Consider the following 22,392-nt stretch of genomic DNA (forward strand, 5'->3'; position numbering starts at 1 on the left):
ATGATGAATGATAAACCAGTCCCTCCGCGCATCTTTCTACACTTCTTCAGATGGTTTTGCCATCCTGAATTGAGAGACAGTATCGAAGGTGACTTGATGGAGCTATACCACGAACGGTACCATGAAGCTGGAAAAAGAAAAGCGGATCGAAATTTTGCTATAGATGTTTTACTGCTCTGCAGACCAGGCATTATTAAACCTGTACAGGAATATAATCACATAAACAACTACGATATGTTTAGAAATTACTTTAAAGTAGGCATTCGGAATATACTCAAGTATAAGATGTTTTCCTTTATCAATGTTTTTGGTCTGGCAGTAGCCATGTCAGTATGTATGTTGATTATACTGATGATTGCCGATCAAAAAAGTTATGATCAGTTTCATGAAAAAAAAGATAGGATATACCGTATACTTTCAGATCAGGAAGGCTCGCGACATCCGTATGCCACAAGTCCGTTTCCATTGGCAAATACATTGAAAGCTGAATATCCGATCATTGAAGAGTCAACCAACGTTACTCCCGGAGTAGGAGGAGATATACTATATAATCACCAGGTTGTCGAAGCCGGTGGCTATTTTGCAGAACCTTCTTTCTTTCGTGTATTCAGTTTTGAATTAGAGCAGGGTAACGCAGATAAAGCATTGACAGCACCCAATACGATTGTTATATCAAAGGCTTTGGCATATCAATTATTCCGAAGCGAAAATCCCATCGGAAAGACAGTTGAATTCTCTGATCGGCAATTGCCATTCCCTTTAAAGCACAATGGTGGAGGTGCTACTCCCGTATCATGGGGAAGTTTTACCATTACAGGTGTGCTGGATGAAACCAAGTATAGATCGCATTTAAAATTTGATATACTGGTTTCGATGGCCTCTCGGCCAGCCCTCTATGCAGAAAAGAAACTGGAAGACTTATCGAATAACTGGGAGTGGTATTTTCGCACCTATACCTATATCGTGCTGGCTCCCGATAAAACACATAATGATCTGGCTGACGCTTTAAACGATCTTGTTGCGCACAAGTATGCCACGATTAAAGCAGAACAAACAAAAGGCTTCCGCCTCGAAGCCCAGCCATTAGGTGATGTACAACTTGGTTTACAAGGAAATGATACCAGTGATAGAATGCCATTGGCGGGTTATTATTTTTTGATAGTGCTCGCACTGGTGATCATGATATCTGCTTGTTTAAATTATACCAACCTCTCAATAGCCCGTGCATTAACAAGAGCGAAGGAGATAGGCGTACGCAAGGTTACCGGAGCAAACAGAAAAGCACTGGTCTTTCAATTTTTAAGTGAGTCGGTTATTACAGCATTGCTTGCTGTAACCATGGCTATAATCATGCTGCTTTTTATTAAGCCTGCTTTTAAAGGGCTCTGGATTAACAAACACTTGAATTTTGAACTTCCTTCCACTGTCCCGGTATATTTGATTTTCATCGGCTTTGCACTGCTGATCGGTATACTTGCCGGTATATATCCTGCTTTCCACTTATCGAGATACCAACCGGTAAGTGTGCTTAAAAAATTAAATAATATTAATCCGGGCAAGCTTGGGCTCCGGAAAGTATTAAGTGTTTCCCAATTTGTTATATCACTACTCTTTATCACAACTTCTATTTTAATATTCAACCAATTCAAGCATTTTCTAGCGTTTGACTATGGTTTCACTTCCAGTAACATTGTAAATATACAGTTGCAAGGTATAGATCATCAGAAGCTGGCAAACGAGTTAAGTACTGTGCCAGGTGTTGTTGGAGTTTCCTCCTGTAATATCATCCCAGCTACAGGGGAAAATAATAATATTGAAATTAAGAAAGCTGATAGCGAGGTAGAATATGCACCAGCTGGAATATTACTGACCGATGATAATTTTATTGGGAACCTGGGATTAAAAATTATAGCAGGAAAAAATCTGCCAAAGGCAGGTGAGTCTTCTGACAGATTTATAGTAGTGAACAAGGAGGCAGTGGAAAAGCTTGGCTATAAATACCCTGCGGAAATTATAGGTGAAGTGTTCGAAACCAAGTGGGGCAAAGAATCGCTTGAAGTAATCGTAGTAGTAGAAGATTTCCGGTATAAGCTATTGATCAACTCACACGACATTGGTCCACTGGTGTTGCGTAATCAACAGAATTTCATGTATATAAATGTCAAAGTTGTTTCGGAAGATCTGATGGGGACAGTTGCAAAGATGGAAGAGCGATGGAAGCATATAGATCCGATACATCCATTCAAGTATGAATTCTTTGATGATCAGCTGGCAACCACCCACCAGGGAATTCTGGATATAGTCTCTATCCTCGGCTTCATCGCGTTTCTCTCTGTGGTTATCGCCTGTCTCGGAATGCTGGGAATGGCCATGTATACAGCTGAACGAAAAAAGAAAGAAATCGGCATTCGAAAAGTTTTAGGGGCAGAGACATTGAAGATTGCTTTTTTACTTTCCCGGGAATTTTTAAAAGTGTTGATGATAGCGATAAGTATAGGAGCACCGTTGAGCTATGCACTTAATAATCTTTGGCTGCAGAAGCTTCCTAACCGTGTCGACTTCGGCTTTGGTACTGTCTTTTTAGGAACGCTCATTCTTCTGACATTGGGATTGATTACCATTGGATCACAAACTCTTCGGGCATCAAAAAGTAATCCGGTGGATTCGCTGAAGATGGATTAGATAAGAAAGTATACAACATTGACTCGTTGCAGTCTTAAAGGTATAGTCTTAAAAATATATAACGAATAATCTTACCCCGTCAGTATCGGGCTGATGGGTATTTTATTCAACAAGGCGCGTGAGGTATATATCACTATAGGATTGATCGCATTGTCTTTACAAATACCTAATTTTGATGCGAAGTAATATTCTCTTAGCTATATATAGTTGGGAGGCGTTGAACAAGCCATCAAGGTTATGATAATCGGGCCTTCCTTAGATTAAATACATTAAGGATAGCTTAACCGTATGCTCCGTTTAAGTATAAACTTCAAGTAACAGTTTGAAAATAGCGTTTGGTGAGGATGGATTGGATATTATTAAGAAGAAACTCAATGGAATCTGAATTGTCACCTTTATTTAGGAAAAGAAAAACCCGACCTTGAGAGTCGGGTTTAGATCTGTACCAAAGGTGGGAATCGAACCCACACATCTTGCGATACACGATTTTGAGTCGTGCGCGTCTACCAATTCCGCCACTTTGGCTTGTGTTTTTAAAATCGGACTGCAAATATAATTGAAAAATTAAGCACGTCAACAGTTCCGTTGTTCTTCTTTTAAATATTTGTACCCGTAAATGCTTTACAACTCGATAAATTTTTCAAATGAAAAGGCCTGTGGACGTTCCGCGAAAAGTGTTTTGACGGGCACCCAAACCGTTCCGAACAATTCAGACTTTCTATACCGGTCAAGATCCTGTGTGCTGTTCCAATGGCTAAGCGTTGTATAGATGGTTGGGGCGCTGGTATCTTTTAAGAGTTCAAGATGAGTGCATCCTTCAAAATTTCTGATCGCATTTTTATGCTGATGAAAGATGGATAAAAATTCTTCAACGCCCGTTTCCGTAAAATGCATTCTTACAATTCTTATAATCATGCTCGTTTCTTTACCTTGCAATGTCAAATCGTTATGATGAAAAAAGTTAGTGTATTTCTGATTGTCTTTGTTAGCGTTGTTGCTTTATTCTCTCAAGGTGTTCTTCATAGAATAAACTGGAAGGTAGGTTATGTTAGCGCTTACGTTGTAAGCATCATGCTTATGGGGGTAGCCTTGGCGTTGTTTGGTTACGGTGTTAATCGTTTGGTGAGACGCAGACGCGCTGATCTCTGATTATTCTTCGAAGAGAATGCTTACAGTACTGTCGTAATCCAGTCCAAGTAATTCGGCGGCATTCCCTTTATATATGCCTACTTCAAGCAAGCCAAGGCTGTTGAATACAATGAAGCATTCGCCTTGTTCCGCCTGGTTATATTGTGTGTGAATTCTTCTGAATTTTTCTCCTCCAAACTGTACAGTATACTGCTTGCCGTTGCTTAAAATATCAAACGCATCTTTGGGGATGTTCGTGATAAGATTACCCATTCCATCAACGCGAATAACGGTGCCTGTAATTTGTTTCTTCGTAGCCTTAACCTGGCGGTCGATCATTTTCCTAAAGTTCGGCATCGGCTTACCAAGGTTGGTAATCGAAACACCGCTGGCCAACTTCACGGCAGCTGGCGCAAAAACATCACGCTCGGGAAATGTAGTGCTGATGGCATTAATGGTATTAAGCTCGACTAATTGCTGATGCGATCGATCACTGATCAATCCGAATAAACCATTATCACATCCTACAAAAAAATGATCTTCGAGTTGGAGTGCGATAAAAGCATCACCACGATTTCCGGTTGAGTCAACGCCTACCAGGTGTACTGTCCCTTTCGGGAAATCGCGGAACACCGCCCGAAGTACAAAGGCAGCATGCCCAATGTCTGATGGTTTTATTTTATGGCTGATGTCTTCAACCCGAATGCCCGGGTTGATGGTAATGATGCGGGCTTTGATCGCTGCCACGTAATGGTCACTTTCACCTGAGTCCGTAAGAAGTGTAACGATGGCCATGGTTGATGCTGCGGCAGATATTCATTAATTTTGATTTGGCAAAGTAAACATTTTTAGAGCATATAGTGTATTGAACTTTGTGAAGACCCTCTTGGTTAAATTTAATACCATGTAAAAGAAGCTGAAGCAAACCCGATACACTTTGAGAACATTATCTGATGTCTAACATTTAACAACGAAATAGTTGATAGAAAAAACAGTAACACTTGAAAATATTTCCCTGATCGATTTCCTGGGAGTTGCCAATAAAACTATTGATACACTGGCTGCTGCATTCCCCAAGAGTCGTATCATATCACGCGGAAACCAGATACATATAAAAGGATCTACTTCAGAGATTGTACAGATCGATGACATCCTGGCTTCGCTTATAGAGCACTATCATAAATATGGTAAGGTAACGGAGGAGAATGTCCAAAATTACATTTCGCATGAGCATGAGATCATGCTTCCGGACAATCAACAACCCGCAGAAGATATTATCATCTACGGAACGAAGGGTAATCCTATAAAACCTAAAACGGTCAATCAGCAAAAACTCGTTGATGCAGTAAAGGAAAATGATCTTGTCTTTGCGCTTGGTCCTGCCGGTACAGGGAAGACCTATATCTCGGTAGCACTGGCAGTACGCGCCTTGAAGAATAAACAGGTCAAGAAAATTATTATTACGCGTCCGGCAGTAGAAGCAGGAGAGAACCTTGGTTTTCTTCCCGGTGATTTAAAGGAGAAGATTGATCCATACCTTCGTCCCATCTATGATGGACTGAACGATATGATTCCATTTGAAAAGCTCCGATACTATATGGAGCGCGAGATCATCGAGATTGCACCGCTGGCCTATATGCGTGGACGTACGCTGAACAATGCTTTTATCTTGCTCGATGAAGCACAGAATACTACCCCGATGCAGATGAAGATGTTCCTCACCCGTATGGGGCCGGATTCTAAAATGATTGTAACGGGAGATACGTCACAGATCGATTTACCGTCACGGCAAAGTTCCGGACTGAAGGAAGCCATCCGTATACTGCGTGAAGTAAAAGGAATTGGTATGGTTGAGTTGAATGAGAAAGATGTAGTGCGCCACCGGCTTGTACGTGATATTATAGAAGCATACCACCGCGAAGCAAATGACATTCGATAGATAAGTACAGAGGAAGTTAGGAACGCTCATCAGAATTTTCCTAACTTTCCTTCTTACTATATCAGTATGCTCCGTTGGATTCCGTATGCCGTTGTTCGCATGGTTGTGTTTTTTATTGCCGGTATATTACTGGGGATATACCTACCTGATTTTCTTCCTGAAAAAAGTCTTGTAATTCTCTTTCTCATATTGCTGGGGTGCTATGTGATGCGTTTTATTTTACAGCAAGTATATAAGAGACCATTTTTCAATCCCGGGTTTTTAGGACTGTTGATTATATTTCTGGCGGGCTACCTCCACCTGATCAACAGTACGGATGCAAGAAGGAAAGATAACCTCATCAATCTCCAAACACCTGTAGAATTTTACGAGGCTGCTATAATCAGCAATGCTCAGAGTAAGGATCGGTCGTGGAAAGCAGAAGCCACTGTAAGATGTGTAAAAACAAAAGATGGCTGGGAGAAATATCATGGTAATATAGTACTGTATTTTCCGAAGACTGATTTCAAGAAACCGTATCAATACGGAGATATACTCCTGGTGAAAGGCAATCCGCAGATTGTTCCGGCTCCTGGTAATCCGGGAGAGTTTGACTATAAACGTTTTCTGTCATTTCGTAAGGTATATCACCAGCAGTTCGTGCGACAAAACGATGTAAAATATATTGCGAGCGATCCATCCTCTGTAATTTTATACTATGCTATCAAAGCCCGAATATGGGCTGATACTACATTAACGAAATTTGTTACAGGTGAACGGGAGCAAGCCATTGCCTCTGCACTCGTACTCGGTGTAACCGATGGTCTCGATAATGATTTGCTAAATGCGTATGCTGCTACCGGTGCCATGCACGTGCTCGCGGTATCGGGTCTGCATATCAGCATCATTTATATGATTATACTCTGGCTGCTACATCCACTCGGTAAATCAAAATCGGGTCGATTGATCCAGGCTATATTGAGTCTTGTTATCCTCTGGGGATATGCGTTTGTTACCGGTCTTTCACCTTCTGTGCTGCGAGCCGTAACCATGTTTACATTTATAGTGGTTGCCAAGACCTGGAACCGGCAGACGAATATTTATAATATACTCGCATCGTCTGCACTTTGTTTATTGGTATACGAACCCTATATGATCATGTCGGTCGCCTTCCAGCTTTCCTACCTGGCGGTATTGGGTATAGTATATTTGCAGCCGGGCCTCTATAATCTTTGGGAGCCTAATTCACGCTTATGGGACGAGGTCTGGAAGATCACAAGCGTTTCCATCGCTGCACAACTTGCTACACTATCACTGGGCTTGTTATACTTTCATCAGTTTCCCAATTATTTTTTACTCTCGAACTTATTGGTTATACCAGGTTCATTTCTTGTATTGGTCATAGGCTTACTGGTACTGGTCGTTAGTTTTATCAACCCATTGGCCAGCTTCTTAGGACTATTACTTCAATGGACTATACAGGCGCTGAACATAGTGGTGTTTACAGTGGAGGCATTTCCATTTAGTCTGGTTGATAATATTTATATCAATACATTTCAAAGCTGGATGTTGATGGGTGTAATCACAGGTGGTGTACTTCTTTTTCAGTATAGAAAATTTCCATATTTAGTATCGGCCTTTGCCTGTGCTATTTTGTTTGTTGTCGGGCAATGGAATCATTTTTATGAAGACGTAGAAGATACCGGAATTGCTATATACAAAGTGCCTCACCATAGTGCTATGGATCTTATAGATCATGGTCAGGCCTACTTTATTACCGACTCCGTACTGATACAAAGTGCTTCCTCTATCCGGTTTCACATTCATCCCAACAGGTTGCAACATGGCGTTGCCATTGTAAACGCTATAGATCCAGGTATAGCACGAGGTTACCGAAGCTTTACCTGGCATGGTAAATCTATCCTGCAGATACTGAAAGGCAATGCAATACCCAGGGGAATGACAGTCGACTATCTCATCGTTTCCAATAACGCAGTGAAAAATCTTTCATCGCTGGCTTCGATACATGCTTCCCAAATAATTCTGGATAGCAGTAACTCTTACTATTTTGCAGGCAGATTGCTGGACCAGGCCGCAAAGCTGAATATCAACTTGTACTCGGTATGGCACGAAGGTGCATTCGTTAATAGGATTTAATACTATACTTCAAACATCATATAGCATGAACCAAATTGAATATACTGTAAAGGATCGCATAGGATATATCACACTGAATCGTCCGGAGAAACGCAATGCATTAAGTTTTGAATTGGTAGCAGCGTTGAAGGAAGCTTTCACCAAAGCAGAGGATGACACCGCGGTAAAAATAATTATACTGCGGGCAAACGGTGAAGCGTTTTGTGCCGGAGCCGACCTCGGGTATCTGCAACAGTTACAAAAGTTCTCCTACGAAGAAAATTTGGCTGACTCAAACCACCTGAAGGAATTATTCCTCAAGATATATACTTTGAAAAAAGTAGTGATCGCGCAAGTACAAGGTCATGCTCTCGCTGGCGGCTGTGGTCTTGCATCGGTATGCGATTTTATATTCGCAGTGCCGGAAGCGAAGTTTGGGTATACTGAAGTGAAGATCGGTTTTATACCCGCCATCGTCATGGTATTTTTGCTGCGCAAGATTGGTGAGGCGAAAGCAAAGCAACTTTTGTTAAGCGGAGATCTGATAACAGCCGAAGACGCATATCGTATAGGGCTCATCAATTATATAGTAGACAAAGAAAAGATAGAAAATGAAGTGTTGGAGTTTTCTTATCGGTTGATCCATACAAATTCGTCTAATTCCATGGAGCTTACCAAGCAAATGATAGCATCTATACAATCCCTGCACTTAGATGATGCGCTAACGTTTGCGTCAACGATGAACGCTAAAGCTCGTACCAGTGAAGATTGTATAAAAGGTATTCAGGCATTTTTGAATAAGGAGAAAATTCAATGGTAAATTATTGAATCTCGCTATAAATAGGACATCAATATTACAGGGATAGTATATTTATCGCATGAAAAGTATATACTCAGGGTATATTTTGAACCCAAAACAAATCCATGCGAATTTTAATGTGTATTCTATGGAGCGCGATATCTATATCGCTCTCCGCGCAATCGTATTCCGGTGATACCTGGAAGGACGCCAGTAAAAAAGGAAAAGGCAATGTTTCTTTTGCCTATGTTGAAACCCCAAGTTTTGCCTATATAGATGACTCCGGAAAACTTACCGGCATTTGTGTAGATATCATGAATGACTTTGTAGTGTGGCTGAAGGAAAGCAAAAAGGTGGAAATCAGTCCTAAATTTGTGGGCGATGGATCTAACTTTCGCGGCATGTTCGACAAAGTAAAAAATTCGAAAGGTGGCGTGTTCGGACTTGGTAACATCACCATCACCGAAGAGCGGAGGAAGGAAGTAAAATTCAGTCAGCCCTTCATTACAAACTTTGCTATACTCATTACACAATCCAAAGTACCTACGCTGGCAAAATTTGAAGATATGCCCAAGACTTTCGTTGACCTGACGGCCTATACTGCGAAGGGTACCTTAAATGAAAAACGCATTCTCGATTTAAAGAACAATTACTATTCGGATCTTAAGATAGTATATACGACCACCAGCCAGGAAACGCTTGAAAAAATATTCGAAGATCCTAAAGGAGTCGGATACCTTGACCTGGCATTTTATCTCGAAGCGGTACAAATGAAGAAAGGCATCAAGCGTCATCCCATCGCTGATAAGGCTGCTGAGCAATTCGGTTTTATCATGCCCCTCAATAGCGATTGGACTCCCGTGCTAGACGAATTTCTAAAAGCGAACGGCGGCTATACCACCACAGCAAAGTATAAATCTATTTTGTTGAAACACCTGGGAGAAGCCGGTATGAAGCTCATGCAATCTGCTTCCAAGCAGTAGCCCTAACCGTTGGAGGAACGCGTTCACTGTTACTCGTAGCAGCAGCAAACTAAAAATTTGTTCCAATTAACGATTAACAGTGAACGTATAACGGATAACGGTACTATATTCGTCTCTGTTGGAGACACCCGTTTCGATATTAAAAAAGTACTGGCAACATGGTCAGTTCAGACCGTTGCAGGAAGATATTATTACATCGGTACTGCAAGGGCATGATACCCTGGCGTTGCTCCCGACCGGCGGTGGAAAATCGGTATGCTTTCAGGTACCTGCTTTATTGCTGGACGGAATTTGTATCGTGATCACTCCCCTTATTGCTTTGATGAAAGACCAGGTGGAGCAATTAAAAAGGCGTGGCATCCTGGCCGTTGCTATCCACTCGGGTATGCATCGCAGGGAAATAGATATACTGTTGGATAACTGTATATATGGGCCGGTAAAGTTTTTATACGTTTCTCCCGAACGCCTGCAAACCGAATTATTTATAGCACGTGCAAAGCAAATGAAGATCGCGCTGATCGCGATTGATGAAGCGCACTGTATATCGCAATGGGGATATGATTTCAGACCGCCTTACCTGCAGATCCCTTCCTTGCGGGAATTGAAACCCGATGCTCCCGTGATTGCGCTCACTGCAACGGCTACGCTACTGGTAAAAGAAGACATCATGGAGAAGCTGGCATTCCGGCAACCGGCAGCAGTTTTTCAGAAATCTTTCGCGCGTGAAAATCTTTCTTTTGTTGTTCGCAAAACTGAAAACAAAGAGAAGAAGTTGCTGGATATTCTGCAGAAGGTAAAAGGCAGTGCAATTATATATGTCCGCTCGCGCAAGGCTACACAACAGATTGCTGAGTGGCTTTCCAAGAGAGGTATCAGCGCTTCGTATTATCATGCCGGACTGGATTTCGAAGATCGTTCCAAAAGACAAGAGGAGTGGATCCATGATAAGAGTCGTGTAATGGTAGCAACCAACGCTTTTGGTATGGGTATAGATAAGCCCAATGTACGACTCGTTGTCCATCTGGATATACCGGAAAATATCGAATCATATTATCAGGAAGCGGGTCGTGCCGGGCGCGATGGTATACGGTCGTTTGCTGTTATACTATACCAGGATTCAGATGTTGTTAGTCTTCAATTCAAAACGGAGCAGGCACATCCCTCTCCCGAAGTTTTAAAGAAGGTATACCAGGCGCTTGCCAATTATTATCAACTCGCCATTGGCAGCAGTGGCGGAGAGAGTTACGATTTTGACCTGCACGATTTTGCAGAACGGTTCAAATATCATCAGGCTGAAGTATATATAGCACTGAAGAAACTGGAGGAGGAGGGATTCATTCAGTTCAACGAAAGTTTTTACAATCCTTCACATCTTTTTCTCGCGGTTGATAAAGCGAAGCTATATGAATTCCAAATTGCAAATGCACGATTCGATCCGGTTATAAAAATGTTGCTTCGCCTGTATGGTGGCGAGTTGTTTGCAGATTTTGTAAAGATCTCCGAACCGTATCTCGCCAGAGGATTGAAGGTTTCTGATAGAGAAATGATCACGATTCTTCAGCATCTTCACGAACTGAACATTGTAGTGTATCAGCCCATGAAAAATAAACCGCAGATTACATTTGTAATGCCGCGGCAGGATGCCGACAAACTTCCTCTGAACAATCAGCGGCTTGAAGAACGCAAAAAGCTGATTACCGATAAAATGAAGGCGATTGTGAATTTCACTACTGAAACACATCGCTGCCGCATGCAGGTTATTCAGGCCTATTTCGGTGAGGAAACTTTTACGGTATGTGGCCTTTGTGATGTTTGTATTGAGCAACGAAAAGCGAATAATCACTCGGCTTTCGAATTATTACGCGCAGAAATCGTTACTATCATGAAGGGTGCTTCCATGACCATCGAAGAGCTTGAAGAATATATTGAGCCAACGGACCATGAATTATTTGCAGATGTAGTGCGCGACCTCGTGGATGAAGGCTTGCTGAAGTATGACGACAGCTGGCGACTGCAACTTTCTGAACAAAGAAACTGATTGTATGTTATATACCATTATGCGAAAAGGATTGAAGAAGTTTGTCAGGATTTTTATTTATGTACATATATTTTTGGCAGTTTCGCTATTGCTGACGCATTGTACATTTAAACGTTATGCTGAAAAATCATATGCGCGTGCAAAAAAAGACAAGCCATACGATGTTATCATTGTGCCGGGAGTTCCCTATGAAAAAGAGAACACCACCATGGTTATGAAGATGAGAATTTTCTGGGCCAAGCATTTATATGACAGTGGCTATACCAAGAATATAATCTTCTCGGGAGCCGCAGTATATAGTCCGTTCGTGGAAGCACTAGCTATGAAAACAATTGCTGACTCATTGGGGATTCCTGCCGAACATACTTTTGCAGAAACAAAAGCAGAACATAGCACGGAAAATATCTATTACTCTTGGAGGCTGGCGAAGGAACTCGGCTTCAAAAAAATAGCACTGGCCACCGATCCATATCAATCCGGTTTATTACGAAGCTTCACCAGGCGTTATTGCCCCGGTGTAAAAGCTATACCTATTGTATTTGGGATGCTCGACATCAGCAATAAGTCTTTGCCCGTAATCGACACTACATCTTGTCATGCCGATGGTTTTGTATCTATACTAGAGCGCGAAGGATTCTGGCAGCGTTTCCGAGGCACATTGGGTAAACGTGTGAAAGAAGATCGAAGAGAGTCTAAAAAACAAAAGGAGAAGAGCGAGGAAAGTGTGAGCCAAACAACCTATTGAAACAATTCCGAAGGTTATAAATAGAAAAAGTCTGCCCATAAAAAGCAGACTTTGTTTTTTTGTGGAGAATATCGGAGTCGAACCGATGACCTCTTCCATGCCATGGAAGCGCTCTAGCCAGCTGAGCTAATCCCCCGAACGGGCAGCAAATATAGAGGAGTTCCAGAAAAAATCAACTCTATAGCGCTGTGCATACATCAATTTGAAACAGTGAAAAGTTGTTTAGCCTTTATTATGTTGTGCTTTGTCTCAAAGAACAGAGAGAAATGCTTGTAATTTGCAACTCCGCAATTAATCTCGATTAATAGCAGTACCTTTGCACCTTACACAATAATATAGAATGAAATCTTTTGAAACCCTGGGCCTGTCCAAGGGCTTGGTGGAGTCGGTTTTACAAATCGGCTTTGAAACGCCTACACCCATACAGGAAAAAGCAATCCCTGTTTTACTGAACGGAAACCGCGATTTTGTCGGACTCGCACAAACCGGTACCGGTAAAACTGCTGCCTTCGGATTGCCGTTGCTTGAACTGGTTGATGATAAAAGCCGCGATACGCAGGCACTTGTATTGGCACCTACACGCGAACTTGGTTTGCAGATTGCCAATGACCTTGAAAACTTCTCTGAAAAATTTAAGTCCTTCAACATCGTGGCGGTGTATGGCGGATCAAGTATCAGTGAACAGATCCGTAAAGTAAAAAAAGGAGCACAAATTATTGTAGCAACTCCTGGCCGCCTCATTGACCTCATCGATCGTAAAGCGATCAATCTTAAAACTATAAAATATATAGTATTGGATGAAGCCGATGAAATGCTGAACATGGGCTTTAAGGATGACCTTGATAAAATACTTTCCTTTACACCGGAAGATAAAGCGACCTGGTTGTTTTCAGCAACCATGCCACGTGAAGTTCGCTCGATCATGAAAAACTACATGAGCGATCCGTTCGAACTTACGGTAGGTGAGCAGAATACCGGGAATGTTAACATCGAACATCATTATGTGATCATTCAGGATAAAGATCGTTATCTCGCACTGAAACGTATCCTCGATTACAATCCGGATATTTTTGGTTTGATCTTCTGCCGTACGCGTATCGATACACAGAAAATTGCTGAGATGCTGATGAAAGATGGCTATAATGCCGATGCACTTCACGGTGACCTTACACAGCAACAACGTGATCGTGTGATGTTGAAATTCCGTCAACGTTCTTTACAGATACTGGTGGCTACAGATGTTGCCGCCCGTGGTATAGATGTAGAAGACATCTCGCACGTAATTCACCTGAATATACCTGACGAAATGGAGTTCTACACGCACCGTAGTGGAAGAACAGCCCGTGCAGGTAAGAAAGGTGTTTCGATCGCGATGATTTCTAAACGCGAACTTGGTAAAGTAAAGCAGATCGAAAAAACATTGAAGTCACCGTTTAAACGGATGACTATACCTACCGGTGCAGAAGTTTGCCAGAAGCAATTGCTGGCCTTTATGCACAAGGTAAACGAAGTGAAAGTAAATGAAGATGAGATCGCAGAGTTCCTTCCTGCTATCGAAGCAGAATTGAAGAGCCTTACCAAGCAAGAGCTTATCAAGCGTTTTGCTTCACTGGAATTCAACCGCTTCTTTGATTACTACCGTAATGCTCCAGACCTGAACGTAGAAGGCAGACGTGGTGCAAGTGAAGGTGGCGAGGATCGTCATTCATCATCAGGTGCCCGCTTCTTTATCAACCTTGGTAAAATGGATGGTATAGATGTTTCTAAACTCATTGAAGTTATCGATGATGCTTCAGGTTTAGGAAAAAGCGATATCGGCAGAATTGATTTGAAAGGTGCTTACTCGTTTTTCGAAGTTGATACAGAGAAAGCTGATCAAATCTTAAAAGGATTTAGTGGTATAGAGTATAAAGGCCGCCAGGTACGCGTTGAAGTAACGGAGCAAAAAGAGTTTGGTTCACGTAGCCGCTCTTCTTCATCTTCAAGCCGCGACAACAACCGCGGAGGCGGTGGAGGCAGATCTTCCGGCAGAAGCTCCGGAGGTGGAAGCAGATCCCGCTCTTCATCTTCTGATCAGAAGAAGAAATGGAGATAATATAGCGCTGTGCTATATATAGTATAAAAGAGGCTTTGTGAGATTTATTTCTTACAAAGCCTCTTTCTTTTAAGGACGTTTATCCGTTGGAAAAACCGTGAAGTTTAACAACTCCGTATGACGAATCACAGTGATATCTGTAACGTTCACGATCTCCCGTTTACTTAATTCTTTAAAGAGTTCATGTGAGGAATTGATGATCTTGTCGTGAAACGATATGACTATATCTCCTTCCTGCAACTGTGAACGTGAAGCCGGTGAGTTCTCTTCGATCTTCGTGATGAACAGCCCTTTCTTGTTCTTCAGATTATAGTGTTGTTTTACCTTTGGATTAATGGGGACTTCCTGTAGCATGAGTCCGAGGTAAGCCTTGAATACTTTTCCATCTTTCAGTAATTGCTGCGCGATCTCTTTCGCTGTATTTATATCCACTGAAAAACTTAGCCCTTGTGCCCCCTGTATGATCGCTGTATTCACACCAATCACTTCACCATCTGTTGTAATCATAGGCCCACCGGAATTACCAGGATTTAATGCGGCATCCGACTGAATAACGTTATCAACCAGCCTTCCGGATTGCGTCTGCAAGGTTCTGCCCAATGCGCTTACCACCCCCGTTGTAACGGTATGCTGATAACCATATGGATTACCGATAGCAATTATAAACTGACCGATCTGCAGTTGCTGAGCATCTCCGAGTTTGGCTACGGAGTAACCTTCACTATATATCTTGAGTATCGCTAAGTCTGTGTCGGGGTCTTTGCCGATCAGCACACCTTCAATCTCATTCTCATTCAGCAGGCTCACCATTATTTTTTCGGCACCATCCACTACATGGCTGTTGGTAAAAATGAGTCCGTCTGATGAAAAGATAAACCCTGAACCGGAGCCGGCAGGACGAAGTACATTATTCTTGTCTCGCTTGAAGACATCTATTCTGACGACCGCATTTTTGGTTTTTTCTACGGCCTCAATAATCATCGTTGAAAAAGCATCCATAAATTTTTCCTTAAAGTATAGGGCGCGTCAAAAAACTGTCCATGCCGAAGAACAGGTTAAAATGGCTTGTGTCTATAAAAACAGAAAGCCAAGTTGGCTGGTATGCCCTATAAATCCAGGAATAAAAGCTCCATTGTTACCGATTTTTGGATTTATCCGATAAAAATCGCTACGACCCGGAAAGCGATTTGAGGAACCATTTGAAAAATTTCTGATGAAAAAATTTCGTTGACCAGTTTGAAAAACAAATTTTTTTTGGATATTGCAATGGTTTGCAGAACGACCTTCAAACGTTAGCAGTCTAATAATCCCACAACCTGCTTTTAAGGCTTTAAAAAAGTTGGTTACCAAGGAAGACTGTCAAAAAGAAGAATAATCTGCAGATCGCCATGTCTAAAGTCGGCCCAAAATCTAGCTTTTAAACCAACATTTTTTATGAAGCAGATTAATGTATATCATTTCTTGGGCTTAGCCATTATGTTTGCCAGTTCCATCGTTTCGATGACTCTTTTGGCAATCATGATTTTTTAATCCCTACTTTGTATTCGATCTCCTGGCCAACAGGAGTAATACCCCTTTTCCTGAAGTTATTCATATCGCAGGGTCTTTGCCGGATTTCCCAAAGCTGCCCGTATGGTTTGAGTACTTACCGTAACCAGTGCTATTAGTATAGCGCATGCTGCACCTGCTACAAAAATTGCTGGATTCATATCCACTCTATAGGCAAACGTGTCAAGCCAGCGACTCATACTATACCAGGCGATTGGCCACGCAACCAGGTTTGCTATAGCAACCAGTATCAGAATTTCCTTTGACAAAAGTTGAAGTATACTTCCCACCGAGGCACCCAGAATTTTACGGATGCCAATTTCTTTCATTCGCTGCAATGTACTGAACGTAGCAAGTCCGAATAATCCAAGGCTGGCTATAAAAATGGCGAGTGCCGCGAACGTTGTAAACAACTGACTCTGTTTTTGCTCCGCCTCATATAGCTTCCTATAGCGGTCACTCAAAAATTCATATTCAAAAGGTCTGCCCGGTAAAAACGATTCCCATGTTTTCTCAAGATGTGCCAGTCCTTCCCGCAGCGAGTTTCCCGCAATCTTTACAGACAGACGATTATAATTATCTCTCCGCATCAAAAATATCATTGGTACAATTTGTTGATGTAGCGATTCAAAATGAAAATCCTTTACTACACCAATCAGCTTTCCCTGTACATCGGCATAATGAAAATCCTTGTCAATATTTTGTTCAACGTTGGTCCACCCGATGGCTTTGGCAGCCGCTTCATTGATGATAAACGCTAAAGAATCATCAGTAGGAATTGCCTTCGAGAAATTTCTTCCTGCAGCCACTTGTATACTATAGGTGTCAAAAAAATCTTCATCCGTAGAAATGGATTTTAAATTCATAGGTATACTTACCAGGCTATCTCCTTTCATAACGCTGGCATCACCGTATGAATCGAGCAGTCTTCCGGTTGGGATGCGCGATGATCGCCCTACATTTTGAATAAGCGATGATTGTGTTAGCGCATGATGAAACGCATCATATGTGTTATTCAGATCTTCATAATATGAAAGTGTAACCACCTGGTCTTTCTTGTAACCAAGGTCACGGTTATTCAGAAATGCGAGTTGTTGAAACGTTATGAGTGTAGCAATGATCAATACAATAGAAATGGAAAACTGCACAATAACCAGTGTTTTGCGAATAGCAGATTTACCGGTAGCAGAACCCTGTTGTCCCTTAAGGGCAAGCGCAGGATTGAAAGAAGAAATTACAAATGCAGGATATATACCTGCCAACACACCGATCACGAGTGCAAATACGATAAGCCCTCCGATCAGTGCTATATTCGAGAATATATTCATGGAAATTTCTTTCCCTGTAAATTCATTCAACCAAAGTATACCACGCACGGATAAAAACAATGCGAGTATCAAGGAGAAAAATGTGATCAGTATCGATTCGCTCAAGTATTGGCCAACCAATTGAGTTTTAAAAGCGCCTACTACTTTTCGTAAACCAACTTCTTTCGCGCGTTTTGTGGCCCGTGCTGTAGAAAGATTAATGAAGTTGAAGCAAGCGATCAGAATAATAAACAATCCGATCACACTCATCATATATACACTATTGATGTCACCATTGGTTTCAAGTTCATCATCGAGGTGTGAGCGAAGGTGAATGTCGGTAAGCTTTTGCAGGGAAAGTGTTGTTGATTTTGATGCTACCCAATCCGCTGGCACTCCCCAGTTGGCGCGTGCATAATTGCCAAAATGCTTATCCAGGAATGCAGGAAATGCCGCTTCTGTTTTTTTAGGATCAGCACCTTTTTCCAGAAGTATATATGTGCCGAAAGAATTGTTGCCCCAATTTGTTTCCAATTGTCTGCGTCCATAGATATTGTCATTCTCCAAAGTGCTAAAGGAAATGAGGAACTCCGGATGCCAATGCGATTGCTTCGGAAAGTCTTTATATACTCCGGTAACCTCAAGATCAAATGCATTGTTGGCACGAAGGCGTTTCCCTATAATATTTTCACTGTTAAAATATTTCTTCGCAGCTTTCTCTGAAAGCATTACGGTAAAAGGACGCTCAATAGCTTTTAAAGGATCACCGGATTTAATATCAATGTCGAAAATCCGGAAGATGTTCGGCTCAGCTACAAATACATTGTCTTCAGAGTTGGATATTTTCAGTTCCCCGTTTTCTTCGAGTCCAATCACTGTTCCGAAATTGATGGTGCGGGCCATCACTTCAAGCTCTCCAAAATCATTTTTTAGCAATGGACCAATGGGCGGTGCAACGTTTGCCAGGCGAAGACTTACTTCTCCCTCCTGAGAATGAAAACTCCGCGTAACGCGATAGATCCTTTCTGCTTTTGTATGATACTTGTCATAACTGATCTCATCGGTTACAAACAGGAAAATAAGAATGGCGCTGGCAATGGCCAGTGCGAGACCGGCTATATTGATAAACGCTGTTAGCTTGTTCCGGAAGATGGAACGTAAGGCTACTTTTATATAGTTTTTGATCATGGCAAAAGGAGTAACTTTTAAATTCTGTGCTGGTTACACAAAGACCATGCATTTTGTAAGAAGCTGCATGGAGCTATAAAAAAAAGGTTTGCACCCATGGCGATGTTCAATTCTGATCAGATGTGTTGTACGGAAATGAACCGGTTGGTGCAACAGTAACCAGTTGTTAAAAAGGTATGGTGTGTTAACAAACCATTCATAAAAGATTAATTTCGCGCACAGGATCATTAATTATCTTGCTGACTTTATTTCAAGCTATGAGAGTATACATTTTTGCACTGACCTTCATCATCTTTGGTGCAGCATCTGCGCAGACAACGGTAAGCATCAGCGACCGTCCAAAACTGGTAGTGGGAATTGTGGTTGACCAGATGCGTCAGGAATATCTCTATCGCTACTATAACAAATTTGGTAACGATGGTTTTAAAAGATTGATAGGCGATGGCTTCATGGTGAAGAATGCGCACTATAACTATACTCCAACCTATACCGGCCCTGGCCATGCCTCTGTATATACCGGTACAACACCTGCAGTGCACGGAATTATCGGGAACGACTTCTATAACAAGAAGAATGGTAAGATGGTGAACTGTGTGGAGGATTCCTTACAAAAAATTGTAGGAGTTGCTTCCGGTAACGGTGATGTTTCTCCCTGGAGATTGCTGTCATCAACCGTTACGGATGAATTGGAATTGTTTACGCAGAAACGCGCCAAAGTTATAGGACTATCATTCAAAGATCGCGGTGCTGTATTGCCGGCAGGCCATCTTGGTGATGCTGCATTCTGGTTTGATAGTGGCACGGGTCGCTTTGTTTCGAGTTCATACTATATGAGCAAGCTTCCGGATTGGACAGAGAAATTCAATTCGCTTAATCTTCCTGACAAATACTTGTCACAGGAGTGGAATACGTTGTTGCCCATCGAACAGTATACAGAGAGCGGACCTGACGATTCTCCTTATGAAAAAAAATATGCAGGTAAAACCAAACCGACTTTCCCCTATAACTTGCCGCAGATGCGAAAGCAGAATGGAAATTTCGACCTGCTATATATGACGCCTTTTGCGAATGATTACCTGACGGAATTTGCCAAAGCTGCTCTTGAAGGAGAGAAGATGGGGAAAGATGATATCAGTGATTTTCTTTGTGTTTCCTATTCTACTACGGATGCTATAGGGCATGCGGTTGGCCCGAATGCCATTGAAGTGGAAGATACGTACTTGCGCCTTGATAGAAATATAGCAGACTTGCTGAAAACATTGGACAAGGAAGTTGGTGCCGGTAACTATACATTATTTCTCACGGCAGATCACGCTGTGGCTGATGTACCACAATATCTGAAGGATAACAAAATGCCTGCAGGTTATTATAATGAGAATTATGTTCAGGCTAAGCTAAATGAATACCTGAACGGATATTTTCCGGGAAAGAAATTGATTGCCAACGTAAGCAACGAGCAAATATTTTTAAATCAAGATGCTTTTCAGGGCAATCCGAAATCAACAGGTCTTGATATGTTTATAGTATCCGAGTTGATCGGTAAATATCTTCTAACGGTAGAAGGTGTAGCGAACTATTATACAGAAGGCTTGCTTCGTCAGGGTAATTATAATGATGGAGGTGTGAAGGGTTCTGTCATTCGCGGATATCATCCGAAGCGCTCCGGTGATGTAGTGGTAGTGTTGGAGCCAGGATGGTTTGAATCAGGCTCTATTCAAGGAACAACACACGGATCGCCCTATACATATGATACAAACGTGCCGATGTTATTTTATGGTAAAGGAATAAAAAAGGGTGTATCGGTTCAATATCATCCGATAACAGATATAGCACCCACTATATCTGCACTGCTGAATATCAAGTTTCCAAGTGGTTGTACCGGAAACCCGGTATCAGAATTATTTGAGTAACGAATACCAGACTGTATCCGTTTACGTATGATATAAGTATTTTATTGGAGTATAAATCTGAATAGCCAATTATATATGCATATTGACCTGGAACAGAAATTCACGAAGTTCACCGAACATTGGCATCCTTATATAGTAGGTGAATTAAATGATAACTATGTAAAGATCGCTAAAGTAAAAGGCGAACTTATCTGGCATAAACATGATGGTGAAGACGAATTATTTGTAGTGCTTGCCGGTACGTTGATGATGGACTTCAGAGACAAGCCAACGATCGCTACAAAGCCGGGAGAGATTCTGATCGTTCCGAAAGGTGTTGAACATCGCCCGTGGACAAACGATGAAGAGGTCCGTATCATGTTAATCGAACCGAAAAGTCTCAAACATACCGGTGATATAGTAGTTGCTCAAACTGTAGAGAACCTCGAGTGGATTTAATATAAATCCATTCTCATTTTACCATACCTGCTTTTTTAACTTCGTTGGCATCAATTTTTTAGTTATCTCAGAACCTTCACCACGTAGGTTCGTGTTGACCATGAAAGATATTTATTATGCTAAAGTCCATTCATCCTTTTGATCAATCTGTTATTGATGAGTTTCCGCTGCATACGCCACATGATATACAAGCCAAGCTCGACAAGGCTTCATTGGCGTTCAGTCTCTGGAAAAAAACAACGCTCGTGCAACGGAGTGAAATGATGTTGCGTGTTGCCGCAGTTCTTCGAAAGAACAAAGAAGAGTATGCACGCACCATTACCTGGGAGATGGGCAAAGTAATTTCAGAGTCGCGCGCAGAAATTGAAAAATGTGCAGTAGGATGCGAGTACTTTGCAAAGCACGCAGAGAATTTTCTGGCTGATAAACGAATTGATACAGATGCATACAAGAGCCTTGTTGCATATCAACCAATAGGTGCAGTACTTGCTATTATGCCATGGAATTTTCCTTTCTGGCAAGTATTCCGATATGCGGCGCCCGCGTTAATGGCGGGTAACGTTGGCTTACTGAAACACTCTTCCAACGTAACCAAATGTTCCATGACAATCGAAAAGATTTTCCACGAAGCCGGTTTCCCGGATGGAGTATTTCAATCACTCATTATTCAGAATACTGCTATTGAAAGTATACTTGAATCGCGCATTGTGCAGGGTGTTGCTCTAACGGGGAGTGAGTCTGCTGGTGCTAAGGTTGGTGCACTGGCAGGAAAGAATATTAAAAAATCAGTGCTTGAGTTAGGAGGCAGTGATCCATTTATAGTGCTTGAAGATGCAGACCTTGATCTTACTGTAAAAGTTGCCACACAATCGCGCATGCAAAATGCAGGACAATCATGTATAGCTGCAAAACGATTTATAGTACATGAAAAAATAAAAGAAGAATTTGTTGAACGCTTTCGGATAAGTATAGAGGCTTTGCGTCAGGGGAATCCTTTCGATGAAAAAATAACAACGGGACCGCTCGCACGAATTGATCTGGCAGAAGATCTCGAAAAGCAACTAAAGCAATCTATACAGCAGGGCGCTCGTATAGTAACAGGAGGCGAAAGAAATGAAGGTAATTTTCAACCGGCATTGCTTGATCATGTAAAGCCTGGCATCATTGCGTTTGATGAAGAAACTTTTGGGCCGTTGGCGGCAGTAACATCAGCATGTTCAGAACAGGAAGCTATTGCCTTTGCAAATGCGAGTCGCTATGGATTGGGGGCTTCGATTTGGACAACGGATCGCGATCGTGGAGAACGTGTAGCACGCGAAGTGGAAGCAGGTTCTGTATTCATTAATTCACTTATGAAATCTGATGTGCGATTACCATTCGGAGGTATAAAGAAATCCGGCTATGGCCGCGAATTATCAGAAGAAGGTATCCATGAATTCGTCAATATAAAAACAATCTCTATTGCGTAAACCATTAG

The 22,392-nt window shown here is 41.8% G+C and carries 16 protein-coding genes and 2 tRNA genes; 12 read left to right on the forward strand and 6 right to left on the reverse strand.

The features are described from left to right. Positions 1 to 2,682 (forward strand): ABC transporter permease, encoded by a 2,682-nt coding sequence (locus B5Y40_RS28490; RefSeq protein WP_079690303.1) that lies wholly within the window; start codon positions 1 to 3, stop codon positions 2,680 to 2,682. Between the two features lie 443 nt (positions 2,683 to 3,125). Here the strand turns inward: B5Y40_RS28490 and B5Y40_RS28495 are convergent. Together B5Y40_RS28495 and B5Y40_RS28500 are read right to left on the reverse strand one after the other, a co-directional pair. After that, positions 3,126 to 3,207, reverse strand: a tRNA-Leu gene (locus B5Y40_RS28495). Positions 3,208 to 3,303: 96 nt separating this feature from the next. Continuing rightward, positions 3,304 to 3,597 (reverse strand): putative quinol monooxygenase, encoded by a 294-nt coding sequence (locus tag B5Y40_RS28500; protein ID WP_079690304.1) that lies wholly within the window; start codon positions 3,595 to 3,597, stop codon positions 3,304 to 3,306. 33 nt (positions 3,598 to 3,630) lie between these two features. On the opposite strand from B5Y40_RS28500, the gene B5Y40_RS28505 reads away from it, so the two are divergent. Next, positions 3,631 to 3,831 (forward strand): hypothetical protein, encoded by a 201-nt coding sequence (locus tag B5Y40_RS28505; RefSeq protein WP_079690305.1) that lies wholly within the window; start codon positions 3,631 to 3,633, stop codon positions 3,829 to 3,831. On the opposite strand, the gene B5Y40_RS28510 is transcribed toward B5Y40_RS28505, so the two are convergent. Next, on the reverse strand, positions 3,832 to 4,605 hold the full coding sequence (locus B5Y40_RS28510; RefSeq protein WP_079690306.1) for an SAM hydrolase/SAM-dependent halogenase family protein: 774 nt from the start codon (positions 4,603 to 4,605) through the stop codon (positions 3,832 to 3,834). It lies immediately after the preceding gene. A 184-nt stretch (positions 4,606 to 4,789) separates the two neighbouring features. Here B5Y40_RS28510 and B5Y40_RS28515 point away from each other — a divergent pair, with 184 nt between their 5' ends. The 6 genes from B5Y40_RS28515 (at position 4,790) to B5Y40_RS28540 (ending at position 12,429) form a co-directional block, all read left to right on the forward strand. Beyond that, the gene (locus tag B5Y40_RS28515; protein WP_079690307.1) at positions 4,790 to 5,749 is read left to right on the forward strand and encodes a PhoH family protein; all 960 of its coding nucleotides are present in this window, start codon (positions 4,790 to 4,792) and stop codon (positions 5,747 to 5,749) included. Between the two features lie 66 nt (positions 5,750 to 5,815). Next, a complete protein-coding gene (locus B5Y40_RS28520; protein ID WP_079690308.1) occupies positions 5,816 to 7,885 on the forward strand; it encodes a ComEC/Rec2 family competence protein in 2,070 nt (689 codons plus the stop codon). A 25-nt stretch (positions 7,886 to 7,910) separates the two neighbouring features. Then, complete coding sequence (locus B5Y40_RS28525) at positions 7,911 to 8,684, forward strand: enoyl-CoA hydratase/isomerase family protein (RefSeq protein ID WP_079690309.1); 774 nt, start codon at positions 7,911 to 7,913, stop codon at positions 8,682 to 8,684. A gap of 104 nt (positions 8,685 to 8,788) precedes the next feature. Next, entirely contained in the window at positions 8,789 to 9,646 is an 858-nt protein-coding gene (locus tag B5Y40_RS28530) for a substrate-binding periplasmic protein (protein WP_079690310.1), read from the forward strand. A 118-nt stretch (positions 9,647 to 9,764) separates the two neighbouring features. Beyond that, positions 9,765 to 11,684, forward strand: a complete 1,920-nt coding sequence (locus B5Y40_RS28535; RefSeq protein ID WP_079690311.1) for a RecQ family ATP-dependent DNA helicase — start codon at positions 9,765 to 9,767, stop codon at positions 11,682 to 11,684. 19 nt (positions 11,685 to 11,703) lie between these two features. Beyond that, entirely contained in the window at positions 11,704 to 12,429 is a 726-nt protein-coding gene (locus B5Y40_RS28540) for a YdcF family protein (RefSeq protein WP_159453834.1), read from the forward strand. A 62-nt stretch (positions 12,430 to 12,491) separates the two neighbouring features. On the opposite strand, the gene B5Y40_RS28545 is transcribed toward B5Y40_RS28540, so the two are convergent. After that, positions 12,492 to 12,565, reverse strand: a tRNA-Ala gene (locus B5Y40_RS28545). Positions 12,566 to 12,769: 204 nt separating this feature from the next. Here B5Y40_RS28545 and B5Y40_RS28550 point away from each other — a divergent pair. Then, on the forward strand, positions 12,770 to 14,524 hold the full coding sequence (locus B5Y40_RS28550) for a DEAD/DEAH box helicase (RefSeq protein WP_079690313.1): 1,755 nt from the start codon (positions 12,770 to 12,772) through the stop codon (positions 14,522 to 14,524). Positions 14,525 to 14,593: 69 nt separating this feature from the next. Here the strand turns inward: B5Y40_RS28550 and B5Y40_RS28555 are convergent, their stop codons facing one another. Both B5Y40_RS28555 and B5Y40_RS28565 read right to left on the reverse strand, forming a co-directional pair. Then, positions 14,594 to 15,523 (reverse strand): S1C family serine protease, encoded by a 930-nt coding sequence (locus B5Y40_RS28555; protein WP_079690314.1) that lies wholly within the window; start codon positions 15,521 to 15,523, stop codon positions 14,594 to 14,596. Between the two features lie 587 nt (positions 15,524 to 16,110). Further along, positions 16,111 to 18,567, reverse strand: coding sequence for an ABC transporter permease (locus B5Y40_RS28565; RefSeq protein WP_079690316.1), 2,457 nt, complete (start codon positions 18,565 to 18,567; stop codon positions 16,111 to 16,113). A 257-nt stretch (positions 18,568 to 18,824) separates the two neighbouring features. Between B5Y40_RS28565 and pafA the strand changes: the two genes are divergently transcribed. From pafA to B5Y40_RS28580, 3 genes are all read left to right on the forward strand, one after another. After that, positions 18,825 to 20,477: an alkaline phosphatase PafA gene (gene pafA, locus B5Y40_RS28570; RefSeq protein ID WP_079690317.1), complete on the forward strand. Its 1,653-nt coding sequence runs from the start codon at positions 18,825 to 18,827 to the stop codon at positions 20,475 to 20,477. A 75-nt stretch (positions 20,478 to 20,552) separates the two neighbouring features. Then, the gene (locus B5Y40_RS28575; protein ID WP_079690318.1) at positions 20,553 to 20,915 is read left to right on the forward strand and encodes a cupin domain-containing protein; all 363 of its coding nucleotides are present in this window, start codon (positions 20,553 to 20,555) and stop codon (positions 20,913 to 20,915) included. Positions 20,916 to 21,031: 116 nt separating this feature from the next. After that, complete coding sequence (locus tag B5Y40_RS28580) at positions 21,032 to 22,384, forward strand: NAD-dependent succinate-semialdehyde dehydrogenase (protein ID WP_079690319.1); 1,353 nt, start codon at positions 21,032 to 21,034, stop codon at positions 22,382 to 22,384. The last annotated feature ends 8 nt before the right edge of the window (positions 22,385 to 22,392 follow it).

The organism is Ohtaekwangia koreensis (assembly GCF_900167975.1).
GTDB lineage: Bacteria > Bacteroidota > Bacteroidia > Cytophagales > Cyclobacteriaceae > Ohtaekwangia > Ohtaekwangia koreensis.